This is a genomic window from Pseudomonas frederiksbergensis (genome assembly GCF_003732705.1).
Classification (GTDB): Bacteria; Pseudomonadota; Gammaproteobacteria; order Pseudomonadales; family Pseudomonadaceae; genus Aquipseudomonas; species Aquipseudomonas frederiksbergensis_F.
The window spans coordinates 562-20,103 of the sequence record NZ_MOBR01000005.1; the positions used below are offsets into that span (position 1 = coordinate 562).

General features: G+C 59.8%; 17 protein-coding genes. 6 read left to right on the forward strand and 11 right to left on the reverse strand.

Annotated features, from left to right (window positions below; genetic code table 11):
* Positions 1–49: 49 nt before the first annotated feature.
* Positions 50–1,882 carry a sigma-54-dependent Fis family transcriptional regulator gene (locus BK667_RS03775; RefSeq protein ID WP_123508905.1) on the reverse strand — a complete coding sequence of 611 codons (1,833 nt, stop codon included), beginning with the start codon at positions 1,880–1,882 and terminating at the stop codon, positions 50–52.
* A gap of 360 nt (positions 1,883–2,242) precedes the next feature.
* Between BK667_RS03775 and BK667_RS03780 the strand changes: the two genes are divergently transcribed.
* Genes BK667_RS03780 through BK667_RS03805 form a run of 6 tightly spaced genes read left to right on the forward strand, consistent with a single transcriptional unit; the run spans position 2,243 to position 8,179 of the window.
* The gene (locus tag BK667_RS03780; RefSeq protein WP_123508906.1) at positions 2,243–3,337 is read left to right on the forward strand and encodes an ABC transporter ATP-binding protein; all 1,095 of its coding nucleotides are present in this window, start codon (positions 2,243–2,245) and stop codon (positions 3,335–3,337) included.
* On the forward strand, positions 3,337–4,434 hold the full coding sequence (locus BK667_RS03785; protein WP_123596823.1) for an ABC transporter ATP-binding protein: 1,098 nt from the start codon (positions 3,337–3,339) through the stop codon (positions 4,432–4,434). The genes BK667_RS03780 and BK667_RS03785 overlap by 1 nt, the downstream gene beginning before the upstream one ends.
* Entirely contained in the window at positions 4,431–5,297 is an 867-nt protein-coding gene (locus tag BK667_RS03790; protein WP_123508908.1) for a carbohydrate ABC transporter permease, read from the forward strand. The genes BK667_RS03785 and BK667_RS03790 overlap by 4 nt, the downstream gene beginning before the upstream one ends.
* A gap of 8 nt (positions 5,298–5,305) precedes the next feature.
* Entirely contained in the window at positions 5,306–6,106 is an 801-nt protein-coding gene (locus BK667_RS03795; RefSeq protein ID WP_123508909.1) for a carbohydrate ABC transporter permease, read from the forward strand.
* A 10-nt stretch (positions 6,107–6,116) separates the two neighbouring features.
* Positions 6,117–6,389, forward strand: coding sequence for a DUF2160 domain-containing protein (locus BK667_RS03800; RefSeq protein ID WP_054053694.1), 273 nt, complete (start codon positions 6,117–6,119; stop codon positions 6,387–6,389).
* A gap of 47 nt (positions 6,390–6,436) precedes the next feature.
* The gene (locus BK667_RS03805; RefSeq protein ID WP_123596824.1) at positions 6,437–8,179 is read left to right on the forward strand and encodes an ABC transporter substrate-binding protein; all 1,743 of its coding nucleotides are present in this window, start codon (positions 6,437–6,439) and stop codon (positions 8,177–8,179) included.
* Positions 8,180–8,476: 297 nt separating this feature from the next.
* Here the strand turns inward: BK667_RS03805 and BK667_RS03810 are convergent, their stop codons facing one another.
* The 10 genes from BK667_RS03810 to nuoG all read right to left on the reverse strand — a co-directional run bounded on the left by BK667_RS03810 (position 8,477) and on the right by nuoG (position 19,414).
* Positions 8,477–8,791 carry a helix-turn-helix domain-containing protein gene (locus BK667_RS03810; RefSeq protein ID WP_123596825.1) on the reverse strand — a complete coding sequence of 105 codons (315 nt, stop codon included), beginning with the start codon at positions 8,789–8,791 and terminating at the stop codon, positions 8,477–8,479.
* Positions 8,781–9,131: a toxin gene (locus tag BK667_RS03815; RefSeq protein WP_123403135.1), complete on the reverse strand. Its 351-nt coding sequence runs from the start codon at positions 9,129–9,131 to the stop codon at positions 8,781–8,783. The genes BK667_RS03810 and BK667_RS03815 overlap by 11 nt, the downstream gene beginning before the upstream one ends.
* Before the next feature lie 288 nt (positions 9,132–9,419).
* Positions 9,420–10,883 (reverse strand): NADH-quinone oxidoreductase subunit NuoN, encoded by a 1,464-nt coding sequence (gene nuoN, locus BK667_RS03820; RefSeq protein ID WP_123403085.1) that lies wholly within the window; start codon positions 10,881–10,883, stop codon positions 9,420–9,422.
* Between the two features lie 7 nt (positions 10,884–10,890).
* Entirely contained in the window at positions 10,891–12,423 is a 1,533-nt protein-coding gene (nuoM, locus tag BK667_RS03825; RefSeq protein ID WP_123403083.1) for an NADH-quinone oxidoreductase subunit M, read from the reverse strand.
* Positions 12,424–12,463: 40 nt separating this feature from the next.
* A complete protein-coding gene (gene nuoL, locus BK667_RS03830) occupies positions 12,464–14,317 on the reverse strand; it encodes an NADH-quinone oxidoreductase subunit L (protein WP_123508912.1) in 1,854 nt (617 codons plus the stop codon).
* Positions 14,314–14,622 carry an NADH-quinone oxidoreductase subunit NuoK gene (nuoK, locus tag BK667_RS03835; protein ID WP_007905077.1) on the reverse strand — a complete coding sequence of 103 codons (309 nt, stop codon included), beginning with the start codon at positions 14,620–14,622 and terminating at the stop codon, positions 14,314–14,316. Before nuoK ends, nuoL begins: the two co-directional genes overlap by 4 nt.
* Before the next feature lie 2 nt (positions 14,623–14,624).
* On the reverse strand, positions 14,625–15,128 hold the full coding sequence (nuoJ, locus tag BK667_RS03840; RefSeq protein WP_054053684.1) for an NADH-quinone oxidoreductase subunit J: 504 nt from the start codon (positions 15,126–15,128) through the stop codon (positions 14,625–14,627).
* 9 nt (positions 15,129–15,137) lie between these two features.
* A complete protein-coding gene (gene nuoI, locus BK667_RS03845) occupies positions 15,138–15,683 on the reverse strand; it encodes an NADH-quinone oxidoreductase subunit NuoI (protein ID WP_177331423.1) in 546 nt (181 codons plus the stop codon).
* A 12-nt stretch (positions 15,684–15,695) separates the two neighbouring features.
* Positions 15,696–16,703 carry an NADH-quinone oxidoreductase subunit NuoH gene (nuoH, locus tag BK667_RS03850; RefSeq protein ID WP_123508914.1) on the reverse strand — a complete coding sequence of 336 codons (1,008 nt, stop codon included), beginning with the start codon at positions 16,701–16,703 and terminating at the stop codon, positions 15,696–15,698.
* Positions 16,700–19,414, reverse strand: a complete 2,715-nt coding sequence (nuoG, locus tag BK667_RS03855; protein ID WP_123508915.1) for an NADH-quinone oxidoreductase subunit NuoG — start codon at positions 19,412–19,414, stop codon at positions 16,700–16,702. The genes nuoH and nuoG overlap by 4 nt, the downstream gene beginning before the upstream one ends.
* Positions 19,415–19,542: the final 128 nt, after the last annotated feature.

The window sequence follows — 19,542 nt, forward strand, 5'->3', positions numbered from 1 at the left end:
GGGACGCGGAGCGTCCCGGGCTGCATTCCCACGCGGAGCGTGGGAACGATCACTCGGCTTGGCGTAGCCGTTTGTACAACGTATTGCGACTGACCCCCAACCGCCGAGCCAAATGGGAGATATTGCCCCCGGCCGCCTGCAACAACCGATTCAAATCCTCGGCGTCATTCAAATCCACCGCCAACGGCTCCGCGGTCTCCACCGGTTCCATCTCCAGATCGACAAAAAAATCATCCGGCAAATGCTCCGGCCGTACCGGCTGCTCTTCGGCCATGGCCAGCGCCACCTGCATCACGCTGCTGACCTGGCGCAGATTCCCCGGCCACGGATGACGGCTGAACAACTCCATCACCTCACGGCTCAACCCGGCCCATTGCGACGGCTCCCGGTGCTGCTCCCACAAGCGTTTGAACAGCGCCTGCTTGTCGCTGCGCTCCCGTAGCGGCGGCAATTCCAGGGTCAATCCGCCAATCCGGTAGTACAAATCTTCACGAAATCGCCCCAATTGCACCTGTTCGCGCAACGAGCGGTTGGTCGCTGAAATAATGCGGATGTCCACCGGGAACAACTCGCTGCTGCCCACCGGTTGCACGCAGCGTTCCTGCAAAACCCTGAGTAGCCGAGCCTGGGTCGGCAGCGGCATATCACCGATTTCATCGAGGAAGAGGGTGCCTTTGTCGGCCTTGCGGATCAGCCCGATGCTGCCTTTCTGGTTGGCGCCGGTGAACGCGCCTTTCTCGTAGCCAAACAGCTCGGATTCCACCAGTTCGGCGGGGATCGCCGCACAGTTGACGGCGATAAACGGTTGTTTGCTCCGGGAGCTGGCCTGGTGCAGCGCTTTGACGAAGACTTCCTTGCCGACCCCGGTTTCGCCGTGGATCAACAGCGGAATGTCTTTCTCCAATAAGCGCTCGGCCTGACGCACGGCTTTTTCTACGCGACTGTCGCCGAAGTGCAGGGTGTTGAGGCTGATCGCGGTGGGCGTCGTGACGGTCGGCTCGGCAAACACCCTTGCCTGAATCGGCGCCTGTTTCGGCCGTTTCAACAAGCACTGGAAGCGGTTGCGCCCGGAGGCTTGCAGGGCAAACGGTAAACCGTCGGGTTGGTTCAGCAACTCCAGCAGCGAGACTTTAAACAAGCTCTCGACACTGACCCGCGACAAGCTGATGCCCAGCAGGTTGTCAGCCCGGCGGTTGGCGGACAGCACTTGCCCGGTCTCGTCGAAAATCAGCAATCCGGCCCATTGGCTGTCGAGGTTGTTCAGCCCGGTGTTGAACGTCAGTTGAAAATGCTGGCCGTGGAACAGGTTGAGGATCAGCCGGTTTTCCACGGTCTGGCTCATCATCTTGACCATGCCCAGGGTGTGGGACGGCGGCAAGTAACTGTCGCTGGACACATCCAGCACCGCGATCACCTTGCGCTCGGCATCGAAAATCGGCGCGGCGGAACCGGTCATGAAACGGTTGGCCTTGAGGAAATGCTCGTCGTGCTCGATGTGCACCGCTTGCTCGCAAGCCAAGGCAGTGCCAATGGCATTGGTGCCACTGCAGCGCTCCATCCAGCTCGCGCCGGCGCTGAAACCTCGGGTCAGGCTCGGCTCGATAAAGCGCTGGGTGCCCCACGAGGTCAGCACCTGGCCCTGATTGTCGGCGAGCATGATCAGGCAGTTGGAGTTGCTGAGGATGTTTTCGTAATACGGCAGGACTTCCTGATGGGTGGTCTGCACCAGTGAATGCTGGCTCTCCAGCAAGTGCGCGATGCCGTCGGCCGGTAGCTGGTCGAAGGTCGGCACGCTGTGGTGATTGAGACCGAACGCGCGGCAGCGGGACCAGGAGTCCTGAATGATGGCGTCATGGGAGAGCTTTGAGGCGGGTTCGGCCATGGCAGTCGATCTCTGAGCAAAGCTTTATTGTTTTTATGGGTGTTACAAAGCATTTGATGCGCCACATCACCTGTAGGAGCAAGGCTTGCCCGCGATAGCGTTTTCGATGACGCCATCGCGGGCAAGTCTTGCTCCTACAGGGGCAAATTGCATGCGTAGAGTGTTGTTCACTATTGTTCATTGTCAACCGTTGAACTGTTCAATTGTTCAGCCGCAACTGTTCATTTCTGTTCAGCAACGAACGCGGTTTTCCGCTCTTTCGCCGGATTTTCAAACCAGATCAAAGGCTTGTGACTTCTGGCACGAATGTCGCTCTATCGCTTCGGTCGCTTGACTCCAAATAATAAAAAAGGCCGAGCCATGTCATTAACCCTGGAGCACGTCAGCCGTACCGTTGAGGGCCAGACCTGGATCGACGATGCGTGCCTTGTTTTCGAACCCGGATCCTTCAACGTTTTGCTCGGGCGCACGCTGTCCGGCAAAACCAGCCTCATGCGCCTGATGGCCGGTCTGGACAAGCCCGACAGCGGGCGCATCCTGATGAACGGCGTCGACGTCACCCAGCGCCCGGTGCGTCTGCGCAATGTGTCGATGGTGTATCAGCAGTTCATCAACTACCCGACCATGACGGTGTTCGAGAACATCGCCTCGCCATTGCGCCAGGGCGGTGTGTCCAACGAACTGATCCAGAGCAAAGTGCTGGAAACCGCGAAGATGCTGCGCATCGAAAAATTCCTCCAGCGCCATCCCCTCGAACTCTCCGGTGGCCAGCAACAGCGCACGGCCATGGCCCGGGCGCTGGTCAAGGATGCGGAGCTGATCCTGTTCGACGAACCGCTGGTCAACCTCGACTACAAGCTGCGCGAAGAACTGCGTCAGGAAATGCGCGAGCTGTTCAAGGCGCGGCACACCATCGCCATCTACGCCACCACCGAGCCCAACGAAGCCCTGGCCCTGGGCGGCACCACCACCATTCTTCACGAAGGTCGGGTGATCCAGAGCGGCAAGTCCTCCGAGGTCTATCACCAGCCGCAGACCGTGTTGGCAGCGGAGTTGTTCTCCGAACCGCCGATCAACCTGATGCCCGGACGCATAGCGGGCAACGAAGTGAGTTTTGCCAACTTCGTGCACTTCCCGTTGAACGTCGATCTGCGCCCGGTAGGCGAGGGCGAGTTCCGCTTCGGCGTGCGGCCCAGCCACATCTCCCTGGTGCCGAGCAACGACGATGATCTGGAACTGGCGGTGACCGTCGAGGTGGCCGAGATCAGCGGTTCGGAAACCTTCCTGCACGTGCGCAACGAGCATTTCCTGTTGGTGCTGCACTTGCCGGGCGTCCACGAATACGACGTTGATGCGCCGATTCGCATCTATATCCCGACCCATAAACTGTTTGTGTTCGATATGCAGGGGCGCCTGGTCCAGGCGCCCGGTCGCCGTATTGCGAGGGTTGCCTGATGGCCGAAATCCGTTTGCACAACCTCGCCCACAGCTACACCCGCACGCCGACAGGTCCTGAGGATTACGCGATTCGCGAGATGGACCACATCTGGGAGCAGGGCGGTGCGTATGCCTTGCTCGGGCCGTCGGGCTGCGGCAAGTCGACCTTGCTCAACATCATTTCCGGGCTGCTCAGCCCGTCCCAGGGCCAAGTGCTGTTCGACAGCAAAGTGGTGAACGACCTGACCCCGGAAAAACGCAACATCGCCCAGGTTTTCCAGTTTCCGGTGGTCTACGACACCATGACGGTGTTCGACAACCTGGCGTTCCCCCTGCGAAACCAGGGCATGAACGAGGCGAAAATTCACAGCAAGGTGCAGGAAATTGCCGAGGTGCTTGACCTCCAGGCGCTGCTCAGCAAAAAGGCGCGCAACCTCACCGCCGATGAAAAACAGAAAGTCTCCATGGGCCGTGGGCTGGTGCGTGATGACGTGTCAGCGATTCTGTTTGACGAACCGCTAACGGTGATCGACCCGCACCTGAAGTGGAAACTGCGGCGCAAGCTCAAGCAGATCCACGAGCAATTCAACATCACCATGGTCTACGTCACCCACGATCAGCTTGAAGCCTCGACCTTCGCCGACAAGATCGCGGTGATGTATGGCGGGCAGATCGTGCAGTTCGGCACGCCACGGGAATTGTTCGAACGGCCGAGCCACACCTTTGTCGGCTATTTCATCGGCAGCCCGGGGATGAACCTGATCGAGGTGCAGCCGCAGCCGGGTGGGGTCGGTTTCGCTTCGACGCACTTGCCTTTGTCTGACGCGATGCAGCAACAAATCGCCGACAAGCCGTGGAAAACCCTGAAGGTCGGCATCCGCCCGGAGTTCGTGCATGTGTGGGACGAGCCGTTTGATGACGCGATGCAGGCACAGGTCGTACACATCGAAGACCTCGGCACCTACAAGATCATGACCCTGAACCTCGATGGCGCACCGTTGAAAGTGCGTCTGACGGAGGACAAACCGGTGCCCGAAGGCACGGCGTACATCAGTTTTCCGGCGCAGTGGTTGATGGTCTATGCCGACGATTACCTACTGGAGGTGCAGCCATGAACAAGGTGCAGAACAACAAAGCCTGGTGGTTGGTTCTGCCAGTGTTCCTGCTGGTGGCATTCAGTGCGGTGATCCCGATGATGACCGTGGTCAACTACTCGGTGCAGGACATCTTCGACCAGTCCAGCCGCTACTTCGTCGGCGCCGACTGGTACAAACAGGTGCTGCTCGACCCACGGTTGCACGACTCGCTGCTGCGCCAGTTCATCTATTCCGGTTGTGTGTTGCTGATCGAGATCCCTCTGGGCATCGCCATTGCCCTGACCATGCCGACCAAGGGCCGCTGGTCGTCGCTGGTGCTGATTATCCTGGCGATTCCGTTGCTGATCCCATGGAACGTGGTCGGCACTATTTGGCAGATCTTCGGCCGCGCGGACATTGGCTTGCTCGGCGCCAGCCTCAAGGCCATGGGGCTGAACTATAACTATGCGGCCAACACCATGGACGCCTGGGTCACCGTGCTGGTGATGGACGTCTGGCACTGGACCTCGTTGGTGGCGCTGTTGTGTTTCTCCGGGTTGCGGGCGATTCCGGACGTGTACTACCAGGCGGCGCGGATTGATCGGGCGTCGTCCTGGGCGGTGTTCCGCCATATCCAGTTGCCCAAGCTCAAGAGCGTGCTGCTGATCGCGGTGATGTTGCGCTTCATGGACAGTTTCATGATCTACACCGAGCCGTTTGTGCTGACGGGGGGCGGGCCGGGGAATGCCACGACCTTCTTGAGTCAGACCTTGACCCAAATGGCCGTAGGGCAATTCGACCTCGGCCCGGCGGCGGCTTTCTCACTGGTGTACTTCCTGATCATCCTGTTGGTGTCCTGGCTGTTCTACACCGCCATGACTCACTCTGACGCCAACCGCTGAGGCCCATCATGAGCAAGAGAAAGCTGATTCCATTGCTGATCTACATCCTGTTCCTGCTGGTGCCGATCTACTGGCTGCTGAACATGTCCTTCAAGAGCAACACCGAAATCCTTGGCGGCCTGACGCTGTTTCCTCAGGATTTCACCCTGGCTAACTACAAGGTGATCTTCACCGACCCGAGTTGGTACACCGGTTACTTGAACTCGCTGTACTACGTGAGCCTGAATACGGTGATTTCCCTGAGCGTGGCGCTGCCGGCGGCGTATGCGTTCTCGCGTTATCGCTTCCTCGGCGACAAGCACCTGTTCTTCTGGCTGCTGACCAACCGCATGGCGCCGCCGGCGGTGTTTCTGTTGCCGTTCTTCCAGTTGTATTCCTCGATTGGCCTGTTCGACACCCACATCGCCGTGGCGTTGGCGCACTGCCTGTTTAACGTGCCGTTGGCGGTGTGGATTCTGGAAGGGTTCATGTCCGGGGTTCCCAAGGAAATCGACGAAACGGCCTACATCGATGGCTACAGTTTTCCGAAGTTCTTCGTGAAGATCTTCGTGCCGCTGATTGGCTCGGGCATCGGCGTCACGGCGTTCTTCTGCTTCATGTTTTCCTGGGTCGAATTGCTGCTGGCGCGCACGCTGACCTCGGTCAACGCCAAACCCATTGCGGCGGTGATGACCCGCACGGTCTCGGCGTCCGGCATCGACTGGGGCGTACTGGCGGCGGCGGGGGTGTTGACCATCCTGCCGGGCATGCTGGTGATCTGGTTTGTTCGCAACCACGTGGCCAAGGGCTTTGCCCTGGGCCGGGTCTGAGGAGCTGATGATGGAATGGATGAGTTGGACCACCCCCACAGCGGCGTTCTTCATCGCCATCGGCCTGATCCTGGTGGGCATGACGACCTGGGAATTGCGTTCGCCGAGCATTCTTCGCCGTGGTTTGTTGCCGATTGCCACCACCCGTGGCGATCGTTTGTTTATCGGTCTTCTCGGCAGCGCCTACCTGCATTTGCTGGTAATCGGCGTCACCGACTGGAGCATCTGGGTCGCGTCCGCGTTGTCCCTGGTGTGGCTGTTGGCTGTGATGCGTTGGGGCTAGTCGAATCGCTCGGCAATGTTGCTCCGAAACTTAAACAGGAGGTCTCTATGTTCGACAAAAACAATAAGCTGCGACATAGCATTTCATTGGCAGCCATGCTGGCACTCAGCGGTTTGAGCGCGTCTGCCTGGGCCGATGCCTACGAAGACGCTGCGAAAAAATGGATCGGCAGCGAATTCAAACCGTCCACCCTGACGGCCGATCAGCAGCTCGCGGAATTGAAGTGGTTCATCAAGGCCGCCGAGCCGTTTCGCGGGATGAACATCAAGGTCGTCTCGGAAACCCTGACCACTCACGAATATGAGTCCAAGGTGTTGGCCAAGGCCTTTACCGAGATCACCGGGATCAAGGTCACCCACGATTTGCTGCAAGAAGGCGACGTGGTGGAGAAACTGCAGACCGTGATGCAGTCGGACAAGAGCATCTATGACGGCTGGGTCAACGACTCGGACCTGATCGGTACGCACTTCCGCTACGGCAAGACCGAGGCGATCACTGACCTGATGGCCAACGAAGGCAAGGACTTCACCTCGCCGACCCTGGACATCAAAGACTTCATCGGTATTTCCTTCACCACCGCGCCGGACGGCAAGATCTATCAACTGCCCGACCAGCAGTTCGCCAACCTCTACTGGTTCCGCGCCGATTGGTTTGAACGCCCGGAACTGAAAGCCAAGTTCAAGGAAAAGTACGGTTACGAATTGGGTGTGCCGGTGAACTGGTCGGCCTATGAAGACATCGCCAAGTTCTTCAGCGAAGACGTCAAGGAAATCGACGGCAAGCGTATCTACGGGCACATGGACTACGGTAAAAAAGACCCGTCCCTGGGCTGGCGCTTCACCGATGCCTGGTTCTCCATGGCCGGTGGCGGCGACAAGGGCTTGCCGAACGGCTTGCCGGTGGACGAGTGGGGCATCCGCGTTGAAGATTGCCACCCGGTGGGTTCCAGTGTGACCCGTGGCGGCGACACCAACGGCCCGGCGGCGGTCTTCGCGACGCAGAAATACGTCGACTGGCTCAAGGCCTATGCACCGCCGGAAGCGGCGGGCATGACCTTCTCCGAATCCGGGCCGGTGCCATCCCAAGGCAACATCGCCCAGCAGATCTTCTGGTACACCGCGTTTACCGCTGACATGACCAAGGCTGGTCTGCCAGTGATGAACACCGACGGCACGCCGAAATGGCGCATGGCGCCGTCCCCACGCGGACCGTATTGGGAGGAGGGCATGAAGCTGGGCTATCAGGACGTGGGTTCCTGGACCTTCCTCAAGTCCACGCCTGAGAAACAGAAACTCGCAGCCTGGCTCTACGCACAGTTTGTGACGTCGAAAACCGTATCCCTGAAGAAGACCATCGTCGGCCTGACGCCAATCCGCGAGTCGGACATCAACTCGCAAGCCATGACCGACCTCGCGCCGAAACTCGGAGGCCTGGTCGAGTTCTACCGCAGCCCGGCCCGCGTGCAATGGACCCCGACCGGGACCAACGTGCCGGACTATCCGCGCTTGGCGCAACTGTGGTGGAGCCACATCGCCGAAGCGGCCAGCGGCGAGAAAACCCCGCAACAAGCCCTCGATGGTCTGGCCAAGGACCAGGACGCCATCATGACGCGGCTTGAACGCTCCAAGGTGCAACCGGTTTGCGGACCGAAAATGAACCCGGAACGGGATGCGCAGTACTGGTTTGATCAGCCGGGGGCACCGAAGCCTAAATTGGCGAACGAGAAGCCTAAAGGCGAAACCGTGAGCTACAACGAACTGCTGAAATCGTGGGCGGATGCGCGTAAGTAACTAGCTGTAATGTGAAGCGCGAACGGCACCGGAAGGTGCCGTTTTCGTTGGTGGCTGATGGACCGCCTTCGCGAGCAAGCCCGCTCCCACAGGGATCCGTGGCAAACACATTATTTGTGAGCAACCCCGAACCACTGTGGGAGCGGGCTTGCTCGCGAAGAGGCCGTCTGAGTCACCAAGTCTTATCAACAGAACTAACATCTGACAGCAACGCTGAAATTCGTGGCGCGTAAGGTCGAAAATCAGAGGCCTCACATTAGGCTGCCTTGAAAATCATCGGATATAAGCCCTCTGGCTTCAGGTCAGGGCGGCGAGATGTTCGATCGTCTGCGGAAAGCGTTCTACCAGGCGGATAAGGGTCGTAGCCTGGGCATTGGGTGTTGCCCGTCCCTGTTCCCAGTTTTCCAGGGTTCGGGTATTGGTGCGCAGATAGGCCGCGAACACTGACCGGGAGAGGTTGAGCTGTTGGCGGATAGCGACCACTTCCTCGGCAGTGATGGGCATCAGTTCTGGCAACTGAACCTTATGGGTTCGCAGCGTGATCTTGCCTTGGCGCTCATCGGCCAAGGCTTCGAGGCCATCCATCAGTTCAGCAAAAATGTCACGTTTCATAGTGGGATCTCGTTTTGATTTCTCTATCCAGCGTTTGTCTGAAAAGCTTTTTCTGAGTGGGTGACAGGTCGTCTTGCTCGTCTTTGCCATACACGGTGAACAGCCAGAATTGATCGAAGCCTGACCACCAGTAATAAATCACCCGTAATCCGCTGCGCTTGCCTTTGCCTCGTCGTTGGTCGCAGAAGCGAATTTTGCGCAGCCCCCCGGTGCCCTCAATCAGGTCGCCCGCTTCGGGGTTCTTCAGCAACTCCAATTGAAAGCTGCGAAACAGATCGTCATCCAGGTAATCGTCTCGATGTTTCTGAAACATACGTAACTCGACAAATAGAGCATCCATGTTCTGTACGCTACCTACGTATAGTGTTGTCTCGATAATCGAATCGGTCAAGGCATCGAAGCCATCCTTTTCGTTCCCGATTTCAACGGTAGACCCCAGTTGTAAAAACACCTGTAGGAAGAGTCGACCAGTGCGGTGAGAGCATTCGATAAAAGAGACGGGATACTTGGCTGTGGGACTGGCTTGGGAAGTGGTACATACATCGATGTTTGAAAATCACGATCCCACAAACGCAAAAACGGCACCCGAAGGTGCCGTTTCTGTTTTCTACCGAGTATCGCTAAACGATCAACCCGCCAGACCCGCTTGCTGTACCAGCACCAGCAACGGCTGCGGATACAGCCCAAGGAAGAACGCCAGTGCAGCGATGGCCAGCAGCATCACGCCGCCTGCCTTTTGTTCCCAGTGCAGTTGTGCATCGTGGCGACGCAGGTTCGGTTCGATCAGGTACAGGGTGACCATCACGCGCAGGTAGTAGAAGACGCCGATGGCGCTGCCCAGTACCAGGGAGCCGACCAGCCACCATTGGTGCGATTCGACACCGGTGGCGATGATGTAGAACTTGCCGATGAAGCCCGCGGTCAGCGGGATGCCGGCCAGGGACAGCATCATCACGGTCAGTACGGCGGTCAGGTACGGACGGCGCCAGAACAGGCCGCGGTATTCGTACAGGGCGTCAGCGTCACGGCCTTTGTACGGCGAGGACATCAGGGTGATCACGCCGAACGCGCCGAGGCTGGTGATCACGTAAGTGACCAGGTACACGCCGATGGCTTCCACGGCCAGACCCTTGCTCGCCACCAGGGCGATCAGCAGGTAGCCGAAGTGGGCGATGGACGAGTAACCCAGCAGACGCTTGAGGTTGCTCTGGGTCAGGGCCAGCAGGTTACCGAACAGGATCGACGCGATGGCGATGATGGTCAGTACGTCGCTCAGCACACCACTGCTTGCAGCAGGGGAGATCTGGAACAGACGCACCATCACGGCGAACACGGCGACTTTCGAAGCAGTCGCCAGGAACGCTGCGACCGGCGCCGGAGCCCCTTCGTAAACGTCCGGGGTCCAGAGGTGGAACGGTACCAGCGACAGCTTGAACGCCAGGCCGATCAGCATCATGCCCAGGCCCATTTGCGCCAGGGAGCTTGGCAGGCCAGTCGCGGCCAATGCTTGACCGATACCGACGAAACTCAGGCTACCGGAGTCGGCATACAGCAGAGCCATACCGAACAACAGGAACGCGGAACCGGCGGCCGACAGCACCATGTACTTGATACCGGCTTCCAGTGAACGCTTGTTGAAGAAGGCGTACGCCACCAGACCGTAGACCGGCACCGACAACAGTTCCAGACCGATGAACAACCCGGCCAGGTGTTGCGCGCTGACCAGAACCAGGCCACCGGCAGCGGCCATCAGGATCAGCAGGTACAGTTCTTCGCGGTTGCCCGGGTAACCCGTGCCGCCATCGCCGAGGTAGGCGTGGGCGAGGGTCACACAGGCGAGGGTGGCGACCAGGATCAGCGCCATATACAAGCAAGCGAAGTTATCGATCTGCAGCAGTGGGGTCACGGCCAGGGGCGCGACCTTCAAGGCTGGCAGGATCGACAGCAATGCCAGGTTCAAACCCGCCACGGAAATCAGGAAGGTCTGCGAGTGGTTGCGGCGCCAGGCGATGGCCAGCATCACCACGATGATCGTGGCGGTGGTGATCAACAACGGCGCGAGCGCGATAAAGTGTTGAGTCGTGAATTCCATAGCGCTCTTACCGGGCCGAAGCGAGTTGAGTGAAGGCGGTACCGAGCCACTGCTGCACGCCATGCATCGTCGCGGCAGAAGTGTCGAGGAACGGTTGCGGGTACACGCCGATGTAAATCAGCAGTACCGCCAGACCGACCACCATGATCAGTTCGCGACCATCCATGCCATGCAGCACCGCGTCCGACTTGGACGGGCCGAAGTAGGCACGGTGGATCATGATCAACGAGTAGACCGAACCGAACACCAGGCCCGACGTCGCGATCGCGGTGATCCACGGCGCAGCGGCGAAGGTGCCGATCAGGATCAGGAACTCACCGACGAAGTTACCCGTACCCGGCAAGCCCAGGGAAGCAGCGGCGAAGAACAGGCTGATGGCCGGCAGGTAAGCGATCTTCGACCACAGGCCACCCATTTCACGCATGTCGCGGGTATGGGTGCGCTCGTACAACTGACCACTGAGGATAAACAGTGCCGCCGCCGAAACACCGTGCGCCAGCATCTGCATCACCGCGCCCTGCAGCGCCAGTTGGCTGCCGGAGTAGATGCCGATCAACACGAAGCCCATGTGGGAAACGGAGGAATAGGCGATCAGACGCTTGATGTCGGTTTGTGCGAAGGCCAGGAACGCGCCGTAGAAGATCCCGACCAGACCGAGGGTCATGGCGATCGGCGCGAACTCGGCCGAGGCATTCGGGAACAGCGGCAGGGCGAAACGCAGCAGACCGTAAGCCGCCGTCTTCAACAAGATACCGGCCAGATCGACCGAACCTGCGGTTGGCGCCTGGGCGTGAGCATCAGGCAGCCAGGAGTGGAACGGTACGACCGGCAGTTTCACCGCGAAGGCGATGAAGAAGCCGAGCATCAGGATGTACTCGGTGGTGAGCGACATCTTGGTTTTCAGCAGGTCGGCGTAGTTGAACGTGATCACGCCGGTGCTGTTGAAGTTGACCAGCACCAGACCCAGGATCGCCACCAACATGATCAGGCCGGAAGCCTGGGTGAAGATGAAGAACTTGGTCGCCGCGTAGATCCGGGTTTTCTTGCCGTCCGAAGAACTGTGACCCCAGAGCGCGATGAGGAAGTACATCGGCACCAGCATCATTTCCCAGAAGAAGAAGAACATGAACAGGTCGAGCGCGAGGAACACGCCGACAACACCGCCCAGGATCCACATCAGGTTCAAGTGGAAGAAGCCAACGTGACGCTGGATCTCTTTCCACGAGCAGAGTACCGAGAGGATACCCAGCAGACCGGTCAGCAGGATCATCAGCAGCGACAGGCCGTCGAGGGCCAGGTGCACGCTGATGCCGAAGCGCTGGATCCAGATGTGCTTGAACTCAAGCGCCCAGACCGGATCGGCGCCAGGCGCCGGTGCAAATGAATAGTTACCGTGGGCCCACAGCCAGAGGCCGAGCGCGAGTTCCAGGGTCATGGTCAACAGCGCAATCCAGCGGGGGAGGGTAGCGCCGAAGCGCTCACCCATCCAGCACAGCAGGCCGCCGATGAAGGGGATCAGGATTAGCCAAGGCAGAATCATGACGGGCTCAATTCCTTTCGCAAGTTCGCAAGGTTCATATTCAGACCGCTACCAGCACGATGGCGCCGATGACCAGCACGGAGCCGGCTGCCATCGAGGCCGCGTACCAACGCAGTTGACCGGTTTCGGTACGGCTCAGGGCGGTGTGGCCGCCTTTGGCCATACGCGGGATCAAACCGATGGTCTGATCGAGCGGGTCTCTGCGCAGTGCGTGGCTGATCGCAAGGTATGGCTTGACGAACAGTTTGTCGTAGATCCAGTCGAAGCCCCAGGCAGCGAACCACCAGGCCGAAAGGAAGCGGCCAATGCCGCTGTTGGCGATTGCAGTGACGAAACGACGCTTGCCGAGGAACAGCAGCGCGGCCAGCAGGATACCGGCCAGGGCGATGGCGCCCGAAGCGATTTCCAGACTGTGCTTGGCTTCGCCGCCGGCATGCCCGACGCTTTCCGGCAGCACGCCGTGCAGCGGTGGCACGATCATGGCGCCGACGAAGGTCGACAGTACGATCAGCACCGACAGTGGCAGCCAGTGAGCGATGCCGTGACCGGCGTGGGCTTCGGTCTTCGCTTCACCGTGGAACGCGATGAAGATCAGGCGGAAGGTGTACAGCGAAGTCATGAACGCGCCGACCAGACCTGCGTAGAGCAGACCGTGGTTGCCGCTGGCGAACGCTTCCCAGAGGATTTCGTCCTTGGAGTAGAAGCCTGCGGTCACCAGTGGCAGGGCAGACAGGGCCGCGCCGCCGACGATGAAGCTGGTGTAAGCCAGCGGCAGTTTCTTCCACAGGCCGCCCATCTTGAAGATGTTCTGCTCGTGGTGGCAGGCAACGATCACCGCACCGGAGGCAAGGAACAGCAGCGCCTTGAAGAAGGCGTGGGTCATCAGGTGGAAGATCGCGCCATCCCATGCACCCACACCCAGGGCCAGGAACATGTAGCCGATCTGGCTCATGGTCGAGTAGGCGAGGATACGTTTGATGTCGGTTTGTACCAGTGCCGCGAAACCCGCCAGAACCAGAGTCACACCGCCAACGACGCCGACCAGGTGCAGGATATCCGGCGCCAGGGCAAACAAGCCGTGAGTACGAGCGATCAGGTAGACACCAGCCGTTACCATGGTCGCGGCGTGGATCAGTGCCGAAACCGGGGTAGGACCGGCCATCGCATCCGCCAGCCAGGTTTGCAGCGGCAGTTGCGCGGATTTACCGACAGCGCCGCCCAGCAGCATCAGGGTCGCCAGAACGATCCAGAAGTCGCCGACCTTGAAGTGTTCAGGCGCCTTCACCAGCAGTTCCTGGACGTTCAGCGTGCCCAACTGTTGGAACAGGATGAACAGGCCGATGGCCATGAACACGTCGCCGATGCGGGTCACGATGAAAGCTTTGAGTGCCGCGTTACCGTTGTTGCGGTTGCTGTAGTAGAAACCGATCAACAGGTACGAGCACAGGCCCACGCCTTCCCAGCCGAAGTACAGGAACAACAGGTTATCGCCCAGGATCAGGAACAGCATGCTGGCGATAAACAGGTTGGTGTAGGCGAAGAAGCGCGAGTAACCGTCTTCACCGCGCATGTACCAGGACGCGAACAGGTGGATCAGGAAGCCGACGCCGACCACCACACCGAGCATGGTGACCGACAGGCCATCCAGGTACAGGGCGAAGTTCGGCGTGAAGCCTTCAACCGCCATCCACTGCCACAACACCTGGGTGTAGTGGCCGCCTTCTGGCGGGGCGACGTTGAATTGCCAGATCACGTAAGCCGCGACGATGGCAGACAGGCCGATGGAACCGACGCCAATCAGCGCCGACAGGTTTTCCGAGAAGCGGCCGCGTGAGAACGACAGCAGCAGGAAACCTATGAGAGGGAATACGAAAGTCAGATAGAGAAGATTCATCCGCGCATCTCGCTGGCAGCGTCGATATCGAGAGTGTGGAAGCGGCGATACAGCTGCAACAGAATCGCCAGGCCAATACTGGCCTCGGCGGCTGCCAGGCTGATCACCAGGATGAACATGATCTGTCCATCCGGCTGACCCCAGCGGCTACCGGCAACGATGAACGCCAACGCGGAGGCATTCATCATGACCTCCAGGCTCATCAGCACGAAGAGAATGTTGCGGCGGACCATCAGGCCGACCAGACCGAGGCAGAACAGGATGCCGGCGACCGCCAGACCATGCTCCAAAGGGATAGCAGGCATCGTCATTGCTCCTTGGCTTCGTTGCGGCCCAAGTGGAACGCCGTGACGGCTGCGGCGAGCAGCAACATCGAGGCGAGTTCGACCACCAGCAGGTACGGACCGAACAGGCTGATGCCCACGGCCTTCGCATCGACGGTGGTGTGGCCGATGGCCTGACCGCTGGAATGGCTGAACAGCACGTACAGCAGTTCAGCCAGCAGCAGGGCGCCGAGCACGACAGGGCCGAGCCAGATGCCGGGCTTGAGCCAGACGCGCTCTTGCTGAACCGAGGCCGGGCCAAGGTTGAGCATCATCACCACGAACACGAACAGCACCATGATGGCGCCAGCGTAGGCGATCACTTCCAGCACACCGGCAAACGGTGCGCCGAGGGCGAAAAACGTCATCGCCACGGCAATCAGCGAAATGATCAGGTAGAGCAGGGCGTGCACAGGGTTGGTGTTGGTGATCACGCGAAGCGTGGCCACAACCGCGATACCCGATGCGAAATAGAAAGCGAATTCCATCTTTCTTCCTTAAGGCAGCAAGCTCTTCACGTTGATCGGTTCGGCTTCATTCTGCGCGGCGCCTTTCGGCTTCCCGGCAATCGCCATACCTGCAACACGATAGAAGTTGTAATCAGGGTTTTTGCCGGGGCCGGAGATCAGCAGATCTTCTTTCTCGTAAACCAGGTCCTGACGTTTGAACTCGGCCATCTCGAAATCCGGTGTCAGCTGGATCGCGGTGGTCGGGCAGGCTTCCTCGCAGAGGCCGCAAAAGATGCAGCGCGAGAAGTTGATGCGGAAGAAGTCCGGGTACCAGCGACCGTCTTCGGTTTCGGCTTTCTGCAGCGAGATGCAACCGACCGGACACGCCACGGCGCACAGGTTGCAGGCGACACAACGCTCTTCGCCATCAGGGTCGCGGGTCAGGACGATACGCCCACGGTAGCGCGGCGGCAGGTACACGGCTTCTTCCGGGTACTGCAGCGTGTCGCGCTTGCGGAAGGCATGGCCGAAGATCATCACCAGGCTGCGAAGCTGGGTGAAGAAGCCATGCACGATGTCAAATATGTACTTCATGATTCTCTATCCTCACTGAGCCGCGACGGCGGGCGTGTTGAGCAACACGATCGCAGCGGTCACCAGCATGTTGACGAGGGTCAGCGGCAGGCAGAACTTCCAGCTGAAATCCATCACTTGGTCATACCGTGGGCGCGGAATCGAGGCGCGCAGCAGGATGAAGATCATGATGAAGAACGCGGTTTTCAGCGCGAACCAGATGAACGGGATCTGCGGCAGGATGCCGAACGGACCGTGCCAGCCACCGAAGAACAGGGTCACCAGCAGCGCCGAAATCAACACGATGCCGATGTACTCACCGACGAAGAACATGCCCCATTTCATGCCGGCGTATTCAATGTGGTAACCGTCGGCCAGTTCCTGTTCCGCTTCCGGCTGGTCGAACGGGTGACGGTGAGTCACGGCGACGCCAGCGATGAAGAAGGTCAGGAAACCGAAGATCTGCGGAATGATGAACCACAGGTTCTGCGCTTGATAATCAACGATGTCGCGCATGTTGAACGAGCCGACCTGGATCACGATGCCCATCAACGACAGGCCCATGAACACTTCGTACGACACGGTTTGCGCCGAGGCCCGCAAGCTGCCCAGCAGGGCGAACTTGTTGTTACTCGACCAACCGGCGAACAACACCGCGTAGACCGACAGACCGGCCATGGCGAAGAAGAACAGGATGCCGATGTTCAGGTCCGCCACGCCCCAGTTCGGGGTGATCGGGATGATCGCGAAGGCAATCAGCAGGGCGCTCATGGCGACTACCGGTGCCAGGGTGAAGATCATCTTGTCGGCGAACGGCGGCGTCCAGTCTTCCTTGAAGAACATCTTGATCATGTCGGCCGCGATCTGGAACGCGCCGAACGGGCCGACGCGGTTTGGACCATAACGGTCCTGCCAGAGGGCGAGCAAACGACGCTCGACCCAGCTCAGCAGCGCGCCGCACACCACCACGGCGAGCAGAATCACGATGGCCTTGAGGACCGCGATGATCACGTCAATCACTTCAGGCGTGAACCAGGTCATTGAGCTGCCTCCTGCAGACCGTCAACGGTTTTGCCAAAGATCGCCGCTGGAATGCCGGCAATACCTGCAGGCAATGCCACCAGGCCAGCGCCCAGCTCTTCATTAATACGCAGCGGCAGACGCAGGGTCTGGCCATCGACATTCACGCTGAGCAGGGCGCCATCGTTGACACCCAGACGATCGGCTTCGGATTTGGCCAGGGCGACATAGGCGGCCGGGATGCGTTCCTGAACCGGTGCGGCTTTGGAAGAGTTCTCTTCGCTGCCGAGCAGGTGGAAGAACGGCACGACTTGCCAGGTACCTGGCGCCGGGTTGAATGCGCGCGGAACACTGGCGAACCAGTTCAGTGAATCACCAGTGCTTTCGATCAGGCGGGTGCCCGGGTCGCCAGCGCGGATGTGACCACCGACTTCGTCCTGGAACTTGTTCCAGGCTTGCGGCGAGTTCCAGCCCGGGGACCAGGCGAATGGCACTTGCTGACGCGGTTCAACCGAGCCCGAGTAACCTTCCATCGAGAAGTTGAACGCGGTGTCGTTGTCCTGCGGGGTACGCGGTTCATGGACGCTGATGTCAGCGCGCATGGCGGTACGACCGGAGTAACGCAGCGGTTCGCGGGCCAGTTTCATGCCCTTGATGCGGAACGCGGCGGACGGGGCGGCGTCAACGATACGCGCCAGTTGCGGCGTGCTCGAAGCGACGGCAGCGGTGACGTGGTCCAGTTGGGTCCAGTCGATCGGCTGGTTCAGCAGGGTTGCGCGCAGAGCATGCAGCCAGCGCCAGCCTTCGTGAACCAGGATGCTCGCGTCCATGTATTTCGGATCGAACACCTGGAAGAAACGCTGGGCGCGACCTTCCTGGCTAACCAATGTACCGTCGCCTTCCGCGAAGCTGGCGGCTGGCAGAACCAGGTGCGCGCGATCGCTGGTGGCGGTCTTCTGATGGTCAGCCACGATCACCACTTTCGCGGCGTTCAGGGCAGCATCGACCTTGGCTTTGTCGGTACGGGTGTACAGATCGTTTTCCAGCACGACGATGGCGTCGGCCTTGCCGTCGATCACCGCTTGCAGTGCGTCATCGACCGAGTTGCCACCGAGCATGGCCAGGCCGAGGCTGTTGGCCTCTGGCACGATCAGGCTGATGGAACCGTTCTTCTCGCGCAGCTTCAAGGCTTTGGCAATGTTGGCAGCGGCTTCGATCAAGGCTTTGGAGCCCAGGGAAGTACCGGCAATGATCAGCGGACGCTTGGCAGCGAGCAGGGCGTCGGCAATGCGCTTGGCCAGGTCGAGGGCTTCAGTATCGAGGCCTTCAACCGCTGGAGCGCTGGCGTCGAGGGCGTGAGCCACGGCGAAACCGATGCGGGCCAGGTCGTCTGGAGCGGCGTGTACGCATTCTTCAGCGATGTCGTCGAGCTTGGTTTCAGCCAGGCTGGCGATGAACAGCGGGTTCAGTTCTTTCTGACCGATGTTCTTCACTGCAGCGTCGAGCCACGGCTGGACGCGCATCGCGTCGGCCATGTCTTCAGCCTTGCCCTTGACCGATTGGCGCAGGGACAGGGCCATGCGTGCAGCGGTCTGGGTCAAATCTTCGCCGAGGACGAAGATCGCGTCGTGGTCTTCGATGTCGCGCATGTTCGGGATCGGCAGCGGGCTGTCTTTCAGAACCTGCATGACCAGACGGATGCGCTCCAGCTCGGCGGCTTCGATACCGGAGTAGAAGTGCTCGGCGCCGACCAGTTCGCGCAACGCGAAGTTGCTTTCAAGGCTGGCACGGGGCGAACCGATACCGACGATGTTGCGACCGCGCAGCAGGTCAGCCGCTTTGTCCAGCGCTTCGTCGAGGGTCAGCTTGGCGCCGTTGGCCAGCAATGGCTGACGCGGGCGGTCTTCGCGGTTGACGTAGCCGTAGCCGAAACGGCCACGGTCGCACAGGAAGTACTGGTTGACCGAACCGTTGAAGCGGTTTTCGATCCGACGCAGTTCACCGTAGCGCTCGCCCGGGGAGATGTTGCAACCGCTGGAGCAGCCATGGCAGATGCTCGGCGAGAACTGCATGTCCCACTTGCGGTTGTAGCGCTCGGAGTGAGTCTTGTCGGTGAACACACCGGTCGGGCAGACCTCGGTGAGGTTGCCGGAGAACTCGCTTTCGAGGGTGCCGTCTTCAACGCGACCGAAGTACACGTTGTCGTGGGCACCGAACACACCGAGGTCGGTGCCGCCGGCGTAATCCTTATAGAAGCGTACGCAGCGGTAGCAAGCGATGCAGCGGTTCATCTCGTGACCGATGAACGGGCCGAGATCCTGGTTCTGGTGGGTACGCTTGGTGAAGCGGTAACGGCGCTCGTTGTGGCCGGTCATTACCGTCATGTCTTGCAGGTGGCAGTGACCGCCTTCTTCACAGACCGGGCAGTCGTGAGGGTGGTTGGTCATCAGCCATTCGACGACGCTGGCGCGGAATACTTTCGCCTCTTCGTCTTCGATGGAGATCCAGCTGCCGTCGGTGGCGGGGGTCATGCAGGACATGACGATCCGACCACGGGTGTCGTTGGCGTCGGTGTACTGCTTGACCGCGCACTGGCGGCAAGCGCCAACGCTGCCAAGGGCGGGGTGCCAGCAGAAATAAGGGATATCGAGGCCTAGCGACAGACATGCCTGTAACAGGTTGTCTGCCCCATCGACTTCGAGCTCTTTGCCGTCTACGTGGATAGTGGCCATGGTTCAAAGTTCTTCGTTGGCCCGGTGTCAGCGGGCGTGGCTAATGGAATCTTGTTATTCGTCCGAATCCAAACAGCCCTTGAAAGGCGTCATCGAACGAGAAGGCGAAGGGCACGGACCCTTCGCCT